The organism is Spirochaetales bacterium (assembly GCA_016930085.1).
Classification (GTDB): Bacteria; Spirochaetota; Spirochaetia; order SZUA-6; family JAFGRV01; genus JAFGHO01.
Genome location: JAFGHO010000016.1, coordinates 43172 through 56739 on the forward strand (window position 1 = coordinate 43172; position 13568 = coordinate 56739).

General features: G+C 45.8%; 12 protein-coding genes. 2 read left to right on the top strand and 10 right to left on the bottom strand.

All coding sequences use genetic code 11. The features are described from left to right. Nucleotides 1-15 precede the first annotated feature (15 nt). The 7 genes from JW881_02670 to JW881_02700 form a co-directional block, all read right to left on the bottom strand. On the bottom strand, nucleotides 16-1710 hold the full coding sequence (locus JW881_02670) for a hypothetical protein (GenBank protein ID MBN1696395.1): 1695 nt from the start codon (nucleotides 1708-1710) through the stop codon (nucleotides 16-18). A 96-nt stretch (nucleotides 1711-1806) separates the two neighbouring features. Further along, nucleotides 1807-2823, bottom strand: coding sequence for a trypsin-like peptidase domain-containing protein (locus tag JW881_02675; GenBank protein MBN1696396.1), 1017 nt, complete (start codon nucleotides 2821-2823; stop codon nucleotides 1807-1809). 219 nt (nucleotides 2824-3042) lie between these two features. Then, nucleotides 3043-4635 carry a hypothetical protein gene (locus JW881_02680; GenBank protein ID MBN1696397.1) on the bottom strand — a complete coding sequence of 531 codons (1593 nt, stop codon included), beginning with the start codon at nucleotides 4633-4635 and terminating at the stop codon, nucleotides 3043-3045. Nucleotide 4636: 1 nt separating this feature from the next. Beyond that, a complete protein-coding gene (locus JW881_02685) occupies nucleotides 4637-5350 on the bottom strand; it encodes a response regulator (GenBank protein ID MBN1696398.1) in 714 nt (237 codons plus the stop codon). A 408-nt stretch (nucleotides 5351-5758) separates the two neighbouring features. Then, complete coding sequence (locus tag JW881_02690; protein ID MBN1696399.1) at nucleotides 5759-6853, bottom strand: WYL domain-containing protein; 1095 nt, start codon at nucleotides 6851-6853, stop codon at nucleotides 5759-5761. Between the two features lie 54 nt (nucleotides 6854-6907). After that, a complete protein-coding gene (locus JW881_02695; protein ID MBN1696400.1) occupies nucleotides 6908-7900 on the bottom strand; it encodes a hypothetical protein in 993 nt (330 codons plus the stop codon). Nucleotide 7901: 1 nt separating this feature from the next. Next, the gene (locus JW881_02700; GenBank protein MBN1696401.1) at nucleotides 7902-8822 is read right to left on the bottom strand and encodes a hypothetical protein; all 921 of its coding nucleotides are present in this window, start codon (nucleotides 8820-8822) and stop codon (nucleotides 7902-7904) included. A gap of 218 nt (nucleotides 8823-9040) precedes the next feature. Here JW881_02700 and JW881_02705 point away from each other — a divergent pair, with 218 nt between their 5' ends. Next, nucleotides 9041-10234 carry an HD domain-containing protein gene (locus tag JW881_02705; GenBank protein ID MBN1696402.1) on the top strand — a complete coding sequence of 398 codons (1194 nt, stop codon included), beginning with the start codon at nucleotides 9041-9043 and terminating at the stop codon, nucleotides 10232-10234. Nucleotides 10235-10342: 108 nt separating this feature from the next. Here JW881_02705 and JW881_02710 read toward each other — a convergent pair whose 3' ends face one another. Further along, nucleotides 10343-10678, bottom strand: a complete 336-nt coding sequence (locus JW881_02710) for an STAS domain-containing protein (protein ID MBN1696403.1) — start codon at nucleotides 10676-10678, stop codon at nucleotides 10343-10345. A 176-nt stretch (nucleotides 10679-10854) separates the two neighbouring features. Then, nucleotides 10855-11229 carry a response regulator gene (locus tag JW881_02715; GenBank protein ID MBN1696404.1) on the bottom strand — a complete coding sequence of 125 codons (375 nt, stop codon included), beginning with the start codon at nucleotides 11227-11229 and terminating at the stop codon, nucleotides 10855-10857. Between the two features lie 297 nt (nucleotides 11230-11526). Between JW881_02715 and JW881_02720 the strand changes: the two genes are divergently transcribed. Further along, nucleotides 11527-12594 carry a hypothetical protein gene (locus JW881_02720; protein MBN1696405.1) on the top strand — a complete coding sequence of 356 codons (1068 nt, stop codon included), beginning with the start codon at nucleotides 11527-11529 and terminating at the stop codon, nucleotides 12592-12594. A 46-nt stretch (nucleotides 12595-12640) separates the two neighbouring features. Here the strand turns inward: JW881_02720 and JW881_02725 are convergent, their stop codons facing one another. Beyond that, the gene (locus JW881_02725) at nucleotides 12641-13480 is read right to left on the bottom strand and encodes a hypothetical protein (protein MBN1696406.1); all 840 of its coding nucleotides are present in this window, start codon (nucleotides 13478-13480) and stop codon (nucleotides 12641-12643) included. Nucleotides 13481-13568: the final 88 nt, after the last annotated feature.

Genomic DNA, 13568 nt, shown 5'->3' on the forward strand with positions numbered 1-13568 from the left:
TCTTCGGCGTGTCGTTCACAAAACAGTCGTTTTGATATACTCGCCGTTCGAGTATTCTTCTTCCTTTATTTTTATATCGTCTTCCCAGAATTCCTGAATACCTTCTTTTTTCCCGTCGATAAAATTCACCTTTGACGACAGACTTCCGTCTTCATTCCACCATATCCACTCGCCGTCCCGCCTGCCGTCCTTGTAGTCGCCGCAGCAGTATTTTTCTCCATTGCCGTGGTATATAACGCTTTCACCGTGCTCGAGTCCTTCTGAATACATTGACGTGCTGAACACATTTCCCTCGCCGTTATAGGCGACAAATTCGCCTTCAAGCCTGCCGTTTTTATAGTGTGCCTCGAGGGATTTGTTTCCGTTCTCATCGTAAACGATATAATCGCCGCTGCCGTCAGCGATCAGCAATCTTCCGCCCGCGGACCAGAACCGTATAAGTCTGATATGTTCCCCGGTATGATCGAACTCATCCCTCATCCGGCCGCTTTCATACCATGATTTCCAGAGACCGGTTTTTCGGCCGTTTTTTATTTCACCCCGCGAGAGCAGCTCGCCGCTGTCGTAAAAAGACGAATAGATGCCGTTTGCCTCACTTACCATCGTTTCTCCGCCGACAGAATGGGCTTCGATAATCAATCGCTCCTCATCGCCTGTATATTCAACAATTTCTTTTATTGATCCGTTTTCATACCAGTATTTCCAGACCCCGATGGGTTTGTCGAGTTCGTACTCCCCCTCGTTCGATATCGTCCCGTCATCATAATAGTTTTTCCAGACCCCTTTCTGCCTGCCGTATTCATAGGTCCCTTCCAGTGTCACGGCTCCTTCCTCGCTAAAGAGGCGCACCGGTCCGTGCAGGAGTCCCTTGCTGTAATATTCCTCCGAAGATTGTTTCCCGTTCGGATAATAAAAGTTCGCCGCGCCGTCTTTACGGTTATTTCTGAAATTGATGACCGCTATCAGCGTACCGTCTTCGTTCCAGTATCGCCATTCGCCTTCCGCCCGGTTCCACATCATTCGCCCCTGAAACTGTTTCGCCCCTGAAGGATAACAATGTGTATATTCCCTGTTGATCAAACCAAAAAGGAAAACACAAAAAGCCAGCAGGAATGCACCCATGACAAGCCCGAATATTTTTTTTAGTTTCGGATATCGCGGCGGCAGTCCATTGGTTAACTCGCCGTTCACCCTGACATCGTCCGGTTTGTTGATCGAGAATTTGAACCCCTCGTATATCGCGATCAGATAAAATAGAAAATCCATTGGTTGAGCCGATTCGGCGATTAATTGAGGGATCAAGGTGAATGGAACGGATGAAACGACATCAAGGATATTGATCTTCGCTTCTACCGCATAAAAACCGTATTGACTGAAAACATTTCCCAAAAGACAGCCGAACAATGCAACGGCCGCCCCGACGATCCCGAAAACAGGTTTGTCGCTTTGACCGAAAAACCTGATACTCAACCCGACCAGCGCGCCGACGCCCATGGCCATGAAACCGATCTGGTATCTGGTCGCGACCGTAATGAGCGCCCAGATAAAGGCGCCCACTATACTTGCACATATACCACTTAAGACCGCCAAAAGCATGCTTTGCGGGATATTTATATAGTGTGTTTCCCTGACGGCGTTATTTTCGTTTTCCATATACACTCCCGTTACCATCATAGTGGAGGCGGCCGCGAGTTGCAAGTTTTTTTTCACGTGACTCCGGATATGAGGTAAAAGCGGCTTCGAATTCGGGCCTCATAACCGGCATTATATTTCGGGAAAAACAACATCCTTCGGATTTCTTAAGGATTAATGATTTATATCCAAAAACGCGATACCGTACTTGTCTCTTTTATAGTGAACGATCCCGTTCCTCCCTAAAAACGCCGATATATTCGAAGCGTTCTGTCCGGCGCTGATCATCTTATCCAAAAGGGGAAAAAGATGGCTGTCACTCGGAGGTTGATTCGTATGAATGTAGCGGCTTTTTGGATTCGGTCTGAAGACGACAAGAATTTCCTGAAGCATCCCGACGCAGAATCCCGCTTCCGAAAAAGCGGCCCCCCCCGAACACCCCGCACGCGTCTTTTTATCCGGATCTGAAAAGAAAATCCTCGATTCCTTGTCCAGGAGAAAAAAGGTAAGTAAATCGACGGTGTGCCTCGGGTATGGAAGATGTTTTTTGGACATCGGATCGGAAATAAGGCTGGTCGTTACCGGATCGAAAAGGATGTTTTTCAGGAGTTCGTCCTGAACAAAATCCTTCGTATCCGGATTTGAAAGCATTTCATCGAGATTGTTGAAAGAGATGATTCTGTGATTGTCGCTTCGAAGGAGGAAAGCGGAAGCCAGATAGGTCCCTTCATCGGAAGCAACCAGTTCGGGAGGAACGGCACGAAAAATTATCCTTGATCGCGGTTCGAGTACGGTGTCGTCTGAGAACACGACAAAAGGTACCGGCCCCTTGTGTTCAATCGACAGAACGGCAAGATCCTTCTCCCTGTCCGTCGCAATGGTGCGGGCCGGAATAAGTGCGTTGCCGTCATTGATGAAAATCTCTATATCCTTCTCATATTGTGTAAACTCGATCACATGAAAGGCGGTGACAAGATATCCTTCTTCATTGACAAAAAAGCCCGTTCCGCCGGTTATATAGTAATCATTCTTTAAAAGGAGGACCTGGACGATCGCGCGGTCGTTTATCTCCTGTCTGCTTAAGCCGTCCAGTGGCGAAAGGATTCGCTCCGATACACCCTTTTGCGTCATGCACGCAGATATGACGAATAATAACAATACGATCCCTGTTATGGTGAAAATTTGTTTCATTCTCACCCCCCTCACTTAAAAAAAATCAAGAAAATACTCTTTGTACTTTTTCCTCCTCTATATAAAAAATACTAAAATTTCGATCCGAAATCACTAAATTTCTGTCGGGTATTTTGGTTATTAATGCTAAACAGACAAACAACAAGCGAAGTATTACGGTGTGTGAAACCGTTACAGGAATGGAATCCCGTCAATCACGTTGATTGTTCTAAAAAACCATTACTGTCCGGCAGGCAATATCATATAAAATGAAACACCCCTGCCATCGCTGTTTTTTACGTCAATACGCCCCCCGTATCCTTCGATAATCGCTTTGGCAAGCGAAAGCCCCAGACCCGTATGATCGGCCTTTTTCCCTACTCCCGGCCTGAAACTGAAATACCGGTTAAAAATACGGTGAATATTTTCTTCCGGTATCCCCGGCCCCTGATCGCTGATGATGACGGTCGCCTGCGAATCATTCCGTTCCAGTTCGAGACTGATCGTTCCTCCGGACGGAGAGAAACTCACCGCATTATCTAAAATATTTTCGAACACCTGCTGCAGGCGCTCAGGTGAAGCGGAGAGTGTCACCGGATGTTCGGGAATCGACAGATCGAAGACGACTTTGTTTGTCCTCAGCCGAAATCCCTCAACAATATGCGAAAGCAGGATCCCCACATCGAGTTCCCTGCATTCTTCCGCCTCGAGACCGGTATCGATCCTGCTTATCTCCCGCGCCCCGACCAGAAGCCGTTCCATCCTTCCGACATCCCGTAATGCCATTCTGAGAAAATGTTCCCTCTCTTTTTTATTGTCGACTTCCAGGGCAATGTCGATCGCGGACCGTATCGATGCAAGGGGGTTCTTGAACTCGTGAGAAAGGTCCGATGCGAACGATTCGATAAAACTCATATGTTTGACCAGACGCTTTGTCAGTTCTTCCAGCGACCTTGTCAGGTCCCCTATCTCGTCCATTCTTTTCGTGTGCGTAAACAGGCGGGTGAGTCTGCCCCTGCGATCGAGAATGGCCTCCGCCTCGTTTCTGAGTTTTTTAACCGGTCTGGCTATCGTGGCCGAAAGTATGAAACTCAAAATAACGGCGACAAAAATAGAACCGAGCGATATCTTGAAAATATCCAGCCTTACTTCATAAAGATTGCTGAGTATTTTATATGTCGATTGTGATACCAGAACGGCGCCGATGACTTTTCCGTTTTTCCACACAGGCAGGGCGCTGTAAAGTGTTACCGACCGCTGCCCGCCTGCCGATATCCGCCAGACCGCTTTATACCGCCCCATGAGTGCGGCCTGTACCTCCGGGCCCATAATCGGTTTATCTGCGGCATAGAACTGGGAATCTTCGACAGCGGGCAGCGGCGGCTGAAAAAAACGGCGGTAAAGGCGAAAAGGCCAGGTCGCAATTAAATACAGCCAGTCGTCCTCATCCGTCGTCTCCGCCGCACCGATCTCATCGCCGGCCGCTTCATCATCGGGACGGTCCGCTTCCGCCACGGTGATTTCTTCGCCTACCCTGCTTGAATCGGCAAGAAGAATGCCCTCTTTTGAGATAACCCGCAACCGCGCGTCCGTTCGCTTCTTGAGATGGAAGAGAATTTCTTCCGCCACCTCGGGCCCAAAGCCGTCCCGCTCGGAAAGTGAGGCGGCCAGAAGCCGGCCCTGCTGTACCATGGAATCTTCCTGGGCTTTCAGCATCTGTTTTTCATAAGTATCGAGAAAAAGGAAACCGGCGACGGGGAGAAAAACGACGAGAATATTGAATCCGAGAAGACGAATCGAAATTCGCGAAAGAAAGCGGAGAAAACCCGACATACTACTCCATCCTGTAGCGGTATCCCAGGCCGTACACCGTTTCAATACAGGAAAAATCGTCGTCGACCTGGAAAAACTTCTGCCTGAGCCGTTTTATATGACTGTCGATCGTTCTGTCACTGACGAATGTATTGTGTGGATATGCCTCCCTCATCAGTTGTTCCCTGTTTTTGACATGACCCGGATATTTCACCAGCGACAGGAGAAGCATGAATTCGGTGACGGTAAGATTGACCTTTATTCCTTTCCACGTCACGGTATAACACTGCATGTCAAGATCGAGTTCACCCAGCGTCAACAGATCCTTTTCGTCTTTCTTTTGTGTCTGGAAGAGCAGGCGGCGGAAAAGGACCTTGATCCGCATCATGAGTTCACGCATGGAAAAAGGCTTGCAGAGGTAATCGTCACCCCCGATCTGAAGCCCGAGAATCCGGTCGAACTCCTCGTCCTTTGATGTGAGAAATATAACAGGAAGTGTCTCGGAAATGTTTCGTATCTTTCTGCAGAGTTCAAGGCCGTCCATTCTCGGCATGATGATATCCAGGACCACGAGATCAGGCATCTTATCCTTGAAAGCCTCCCACGCGACGAAGCCATCGCTATACGAGAGGGGTATATATCCCTCTTTTTTCAATGCGTATGAGACGGTCTCCCTTATATTCTCCTCATCGTCGACAATCGCGACAAAGCGTTTTCGCGTTCCCGGATCTTCCATGAAAACACTATAGCATGTGAGAGAATACTGGTAAAGTAGAGACGGCAGGGCCAAAATTCCCGAATGCCTTATTTTTGCCACAATTCCTCCACATTTCAAATATAATTATAACCGATGCTCATTATGATTGTACTCGGTTATTCATGATGCGTTACGTTGAATTATTGAGGTAGTGTTGAAAACCTCAATCAGCCGTATTCAGAAGAAGGAAAAAAATATGATTATAGCAATGGCTATTCCGAGCGGTGTTTTCATGCTTCTTGGGTTTTTTGTTTTGATTATCATGGCGATCCTCATGTGGAATTCGCAGGAAGAAAAAAAGTAAGGGTATTTGGTTATTGATTAAAAAGCGGAATATCTCAGACTATTCCGCACCTGAATGACACAAAAGCGGCTTCATGTGAGCTTTCAGACCGGCGGATAATGCTTCAGCATGCGCTGCACCTCTTCACCGATCTGCTCCGCAAGATACGACGGTTCGAGTATTTTTGCATGAGCTCCATAGGAAAGTACCCATTTTTTTACATCGAATATTCCCGAGGTGTGGAGAGAGAGAATGATCGAACCGTCCGGCTGCTCTTCGATTTTCTGCTCCGCTGCCCATTTTCTTTCCCTGATATAATGTGCTATTTCGGCGGAAAACCATACCCGCGCCGAAACGGGATCTCCGAATGTCAGAACATATGCGGTATCAAGGACTTCTTCCGGATCAAATCCCTGCGGATATTCAAAATGACTTTCCAATACGGCAAGTTTTCTGATCCGTTCGACAGAGAGGATGCTGATGGAATCGTATTTGACCACCCTGACAAAAACATACAATCCACCGCCGTGCTGAAAGAGCTTTAGCGGATCAATCTGAAACAATTTCGGTGTATCCGAAGAAAAAGAATGGTAGGTAACGATGCAGCGTTTATACTGAACGATCGAGTCGGTGAGATCGTCCAGAATATCTTCCTTTCCCGAATAATCTTTTAATCCCTGGCTGAAGGGGATAAAAATATCGTCCAGCTTTGTGATGGACTGCTGATTTCTCAGATTATCGGGAAGAAAAATATCGAGTTTGTTTTTGAGGGAAAGCAAATACTGTTCGAGTTTCGTTGTCTTGAAAATGCTTCCCCTGCTGAAAAGAAAGAAAAGAAGGATGATTTCTTCTTTCGTAAGCTGCAAATCGGCCAAACTCAAATTGGGGAGCTTCGAAAGATACTGTTCGTCCAGTTTCCATTTTTTTGCTATTCCGTCCTCTGTTTTTCCCTCTTTGAGGGGGAAATTGAGTTCCTGCAATGTATCCAGAAGCCGGTAGACAGATCTGCGGCTTGTTTGGAGTTGTTCCTGGAGTTCGGTAATCGTCGCGCCTTCCGGTTGAGTCAGTATATTGATCGCCTTGAAAAGTTTTATCAGGTTCTTCCCGTACATGGAGATAAGTATAGTAAAAAAAAGCGATTTGTAAAATAAGGAAAGGGACAAAGTTATACGAAAACAACTCCGGTCAACCTTTGCCATCCCGTTTCACGGCATTGATAGAATTTCGTTCGCCGACGACGTTCATATTCAGCGTTATTTTACGATAAAAACCGGCCTTTTCATCCTGAAAATAGCCCTGTTTTCATAGGTTCCGGCAGGAACAAAATATCTTTTTATTTTCTCCGGGGTAAATGTCATGACATCGTCGGTAACATAGAAATTATCGGGTTCCGCGAATTTCCTCCCCAAATGAAACAATGAATTGATCGTATCAGAGATTATCTCGCCGGTATCCTCGGTAAAATAGAGGAGATTACCGAGATGCAACGCGATTCTGAATGAAATAAAGTTTGGAAAGAGTGATTCTTCAACATCATGAATATATTTATTCAGCATTATCCTGAAACCGCAGAGGACTGAAAGGCAGTCGGACCCGTTAAATGGAAATAAAACGACCCCGCCCACGCCCGACCATATCCATATTCTCCCGTCAAAGGGTGTAACGTTTCTTTCGATAAATTTTGCAAAGGTGGTAATCGCCCTTTTGAGGTTTTTTCTCCCGTATTTTTTTTCCATTTCATTTTCACCGTCGAACTCGATAAACATGATGGAAAACGCATATTCACGGCCGGATGTGATTCCTTTCCAGCCCTGCGGTGAGATGATATATCTTGATTTTTTCTTTGATTGCTCGGGTTTTTTCCGTTCGTCATAATCACGCCTGTATTGCCGTATGTATTGTATCACTTTCTGAAAACGCTTTGTCGTAAACGCGGTTTCTAAAGCGCTTTTCCCGATATAATCGACCGCGCCGTCTGAAATCAACTGTCCGTAATCTTTTACTTTCCCTTTTGTATCGATAATTCCAAAAAACACCCCTTCGCCTTTGGAGAGGTAGCGAATCTCCTTTTCATATTCGGGAAGTCCGGAAATATCGAGATATACCACAATCGGTTTTTTCTGAGTCGGTATCTTTTTTTTCATTACCTCGACGCTGAACGATGTCACTGTCAGCTTTGATCTCCGGGTGAAAGCTTCAAGACGCTTTATCAGTCTCGTATTGTCGGAAAAAATCAGCAGTTCCATTTTACGACTCCCACTTCAACGTGAATTGATATAGGTTCGAAGCCTTGTTTTTCGGGATCGGTTTAAAGAATTTTTCCAGTTTACGCCCGAGATCCTGATACACGCTCGGCGAAATGGTAAGGGAATCGGGTTCGGTATACTCGGAAACAAGTTCCTCGAGTTTTTGTATCGTCTCATGTTTTATATTCCCCATATCATGATGAAACTGGCACGGCCCGGTGTGGACCGCCATTCTTATCGAAAGGGATTCATCAAGCCTGCATCTTAATATGTTATAAAAAAGAAGGTCCAACAAAATGTCGATACCACTCAGGACCGCCATGACATTCTTGTTCTGGAAATAGAAAGCCCCCAGACCGCCGTCGCCTTCCCATCCCCATATACGGCCGTTACGCTTTTCCATGTTCTTTTTTGCCAGTTCACGTATATCCGAATATGTCCGGGAAATGATATCCATCGAATACCGGCGGACGAGTTCCGTATTGTTGACGATATCGATTGAAAGAAGTGAGAACTCGTAGCTTTTCCCTTCTTCAAGAATTCGCCAGCCTTTCGATACCTTCTCTCCCTTGTTCTCGACAAAGGTCCCGAGATCAGGATTATAATAGAGTCCCTGTGAAACGAGTTCCGAAAGGATTTGCGGCAATGCCTTGATCTGGATTTTTTTCCCCATAAATCCGTTCTGATAAACATCGATCAGCAGCGTGACAAACTGGATGAATATCTCTTCCTTGATTACGTCTTCGGTTATCTGCTGGGCGGCATGCATGGGCGGAACCGGCATATTTTCAGGGTACCCCGTGCGTTCGTGAATATTATAGCTGGGGAATATCCGGCGGGTCAGCTTTACCATTTCCCGTGTGGACATGGATTCATATAACGCCTTGATCATGAGCTGTGCGAGATTTCTGTTAGCCCTCATTCATCGGTCCTTTCGCCTTGATTATCGACACCTCTTATAATAGGAAAAACCAACTTTTTTCCTGTTCCCTTCGTGTTCTATCACATTCGGCCGACATTGTCATTATCATAAAATCGGGATATATTGCCATTGCATATGAACATCAGCTTCTTTTTGAATTATATAGGTATGACGGTCTTTTTCAACCGCCAGTTTATCCCGAACAGGAGAAAAGAACAATGAATACACTCTCCGCCGATATTACCAGGGAAATACTCAAAAGCAATATCCGCAGGGAATACAGGACATTGAGTCCGTATGCAGAAAAAAGTACCAAAGGGGTGCGGCTGCACGGGGAAAGGGAAATAATTCCCGACAAGCTGAATATTCGTCCGGTTTTTTTTCATGATGCCGACAGGATCATTCATTCCCTGGCATATACTCGATATATCGATAAAACACAGGTTTTTTCCCTGTTTGAAAACGATCACATCACTCACCGCGGCCTCCACGTTCAGTTTGTTTCCAAAATAGCACGGGTCATCGGGAGGTTTCTCAGGCTTAACGAGGACCTTATCGAGGCGATCGCACTCGGACATGATCTGGGTCATGTCCCCTACGGCCATGAGGGGGAACGATTTTTGAACGCTATCGCGCAGAAAAGGGGAGCCGGTTGTTTTTGCCACAACGCACAGAGTGTCAGGTGCCTCATGGAACTCGAAAATCACGGAAGAGGATGCAACCTGACCCTTCAGGTTCTCGATGGTATCCTTTCCCATTATGGCGAGAAAGTGGAAAAAAGCTATACACCGGGTCCGGCCAAGACCTGGGACGCCTTCCTTGAGGAATACCGCAAGTGCTTCATGATTGAAGATTATTATAAAACCTTGCGGCCCATGACCATGGAAGGCAGTGTCGTCCGTATAGCGGATATAATCGCCTATATCGGGAGGGATATCGAAGATGCGATCGAGGTAGGGCTTGTGAAGCGGGAGGATATTCCGGAACCGGTGACAAAAATACTCGGTAATACCAACAGGGAAATCATCAATAACCTCATCATTGATATTATCAATGAAAGCTATGAGAAAAAGTCGATCTCGTTTTCGACCGTTACGTATACTGCCCTGCACAAACTCCTCGTCTGGAATTACAGGCATATCTACAATAACCCGAAAAAGACCAATCAGAACGACAAGATCGAATATATGATGAATTTTCTTTTTGAAAAATACATCAATGATCTGCGGATACAAAACAGGCGTTCGGCCCTTTTCACCCTCTTTCTCGACAATATGAATGCGGATTATGTAAAAAAAACAAAAAACGAACGTATCGTCTTAGATTTTATCGCGGGCATGACCGATGATTTTTTCAATAACGAGTTCAGAAAATACATCATGCCGGTCTCCTACGGGCTGACCGTCGATTAGATGTACGCAGGACGCTATTTGATTACCTTTCCGGATGCCGCTTTCAAAACGGGATTTGTCGCTTTTAGCGAATATCGTAAACGGGACCGCTTCGATGACGCGATGAAGTTACTGAAGCTGTTCGATCGCCTCTTGGAGTGTCGCGGTGATGGGCAGAATATTGTTGAGTCTGCTCAATACGAACAGCTTCTTGACCGTTTCCTGGGGATGTGCATATTTCAAACCGATCGCCTGAGCTTTTGATTTCTGCCAGAGTGTGATGAGTGTTCCCAATCCGGTACTATCCATATAGGGTACCTTTTCGAGGTTGATGATGATATTCTTTTTTTTTGCGTCGATAAGCTCCATTATCACCTGTCTGAGTGAGACGGCATTGAGGTAATCCATTTCCCCTTCCATATCGACGATGACACAATTGCCTTCAATTCGTTTCTTGATTTCCATTTATCCCCATCTTTCCGTTTACTATAGATAGTATTGCGTCGTTTTGTCCATAGTTTTGATCAAATTTTCGTTTTCATCCCATTTTATTCAGGTATCGCACAAAACCATGGATAATGAGGGCGACAATCGGATGTTACCACATAACGGATTTATTTTCTACCTTAAATTATATCGTTTCAGCCGATCTCCTCAAGGATGCCGTTCACGGCGTCAAGGAGATCCCCTTTTTTGAATGGCTTGAACAGAACACGATGCGCCCCCAGCTGTTCGATCAGTATCTTGAATGCGTCCGAATCGGGAGACACCTTTCCGGTGATAACGATTATTTTTTTGTCTTTCAGTTCACTCTTCATCTCGAGTAACACGTCGACTCCCCCCTTACCGGGCATGACGACATCGGTAATAAGAAGGTCTATTTTTTTATCGCGGATGATCTCACAGCCTTTGAGACCATTTTCCGCCGTATAGACCGTATGACCTTCTTTCTGCAAAAAATGACTGACACGCTCCCGTACGTACTCAATATCATCGATAACAAGAATTGTTGCCATGCCGTCCTCCTTATTAATAGAGTGGATTCCGTTACTTCGGGAGAAAAAACTCTTTATAAAAACTCTCGATATACGCCGGACCTGAATCCGGTAATATATCAAGCGGTCTGTTTTACCCTTTTCCCGGTACACCATCAATTCTATACTATTTTTCGGAAAAATACCATATAAAACAAAGACGAAAGTACCTTGGGGGGGTACGGAAACAAAAAACTTGACTATGGCGAATTTTCAATGTATATTTTCATCGAGAGACGAATAATCGCAAAAAAAACATTATAAAAAAGGAAAGAAGCTATGAAAAGAATTATTTCTTCGTGTATCCTTGTAACAGGAATCATATTGCTCGCCGGCTGCCCCCCGGTGGAAGAAGGCTCGGCGGACCTTTTTTCACTCAGCGTATCGACAAATACGGCGGAAGTGACGGCGGATAAAATAGAAAAAATTCCGGATAAAGCCTCCTATCGAAAGGGCGAAGAAGTCACACTAAAGGCAAACTCGATCCCCCATTACCTTTTCTCATCATGGTCGGGCGGATATAACGGCCCGGAAAAATCGATTTCCGTGACGATAACATCCGACATGACTGTTACCGCGAACTATGATTATGTGGAGAACGTATACCCCCTTGGGATATCGACCTTGCCCAGCGCCACCTACGGATATATCATACCGGACCCCGTCCGTACGGAAATAAACGAGGGGGAGACCGTTACCCTGACCGCCGTTCCGATGCCCGGGTTCATGTTCGTCAATTGGGATTCCGGTTCGGATGAAAGGGTCCAGGAGTTCGTGATGGAGGATGAAGTCTCCTGTACCGCCAATTTCGAGTCGAATATAGCGTATCTTGACGTTGTCGCCGATGCTATTGATTATGTGGGCAATAACAAAGGAACAAAAATCTATGATGTCACCGATATCGACGGCAATGATATCGGCGATGTCTATCTGGTCCCTTCTCCGGAAGACGGTGAAGACGGAGACTGCCTTTTTCAGGATATAAACTGGACTGACGACAACGATACACCGGACGATGTGACGGATGATATCCAGACGTTAATTAAAATATATGATTTCGCGCAGTTCAGACAGGGCGGCGCCATTATAACGTCTATGGAAGGACACAATTATACGTGCTATCATAGATACAGGCCATATGATCTCTATCATTTCGAAGCTTCACTGGAAGGTTTTTTCTCGGTGGATAACGATGTCGCTTCCGTGCCTGATGAGCCCGCGGAAGTCGAATATCACATTACCTATGAAACCGGAACCAGCTGGAAAATCAACAAGGATCCCGCGGTCAGTTATTACAGAATCGAAACGGTAAAATATGATTGGGATAAAAACAAGATAGAAGAATAACGCGCTTAAAACAGTTCCCGCCGGTTGACTTATTAAGGCCGCGCGGCTACTTCTTTTTCCGTCTGGGGTCGTTTTTATTCGCTTTCGGAGCGGGGGAATCAATTTCCTCCTCCTTTTGTCCGGTTGTCGTAATATCGGACTCATATAGCTTTTCTGCGCTCACGATATACAACGTATCTCCGATTGCCGCTATCCCCGCCACGTCACTCCACATGTCACTGATTTTGGCGTAATCGCCGCTGCTCGTCGTCGCTTCGTAAAGGACCTCGGCACTTACCATATACAGCTTGTTTCCTATAGAAGTCATTCCCCTCACATCCGCCCATGTGTCACTCAGCTGTTTGTAGGCGCCGTCGGTTTTCGAAACCTCATAGAGAATTTCACCGCTTACAGCGTACAGTTTCCCCGCCGCGGAGGCCATACCGGTGACATTACTCCATGTGTCGCTGAGTTTTTTATACGCTCCATTTACTTTATTTACTTCATAGAGTATCTCTTCACTGACGATATACAGCTTGCCGTCAAGTGATGTCATTCCGGTAACATCACGCCAGGTGTCGCTGAGTTTTTTATACGCCCCATTTGCTTTATTTGCTTCATAGAGTATCTCTTCACTGACGATATACAGCTTGCCGTCAAGGGACGTCATTCCGGTAACCTCACGCCAGGTATCGCTGAGTTTTTTATACGCTCCATTAACCTTGTTCACTTCATAAAGTATGTCTTCACTGACGATATACAGCTTACCGTCGAGTGCGGTAATACCGGTAACATCACGCCAGGTATCACTCAGCTCCTTGTAGTCACCTGAAAAAACGGTACCGGAAATAAAAATGATCATATAGACCGCCATCGTAAAACAACCGATAACCGGGATTCTCCTCATTTTAAAATACCTCCTCGATTGATTTCAATATCTTCTCCGGGGATCGTCTTGTCTCACACCCGGATATATCCGTAATACGACAATTGTC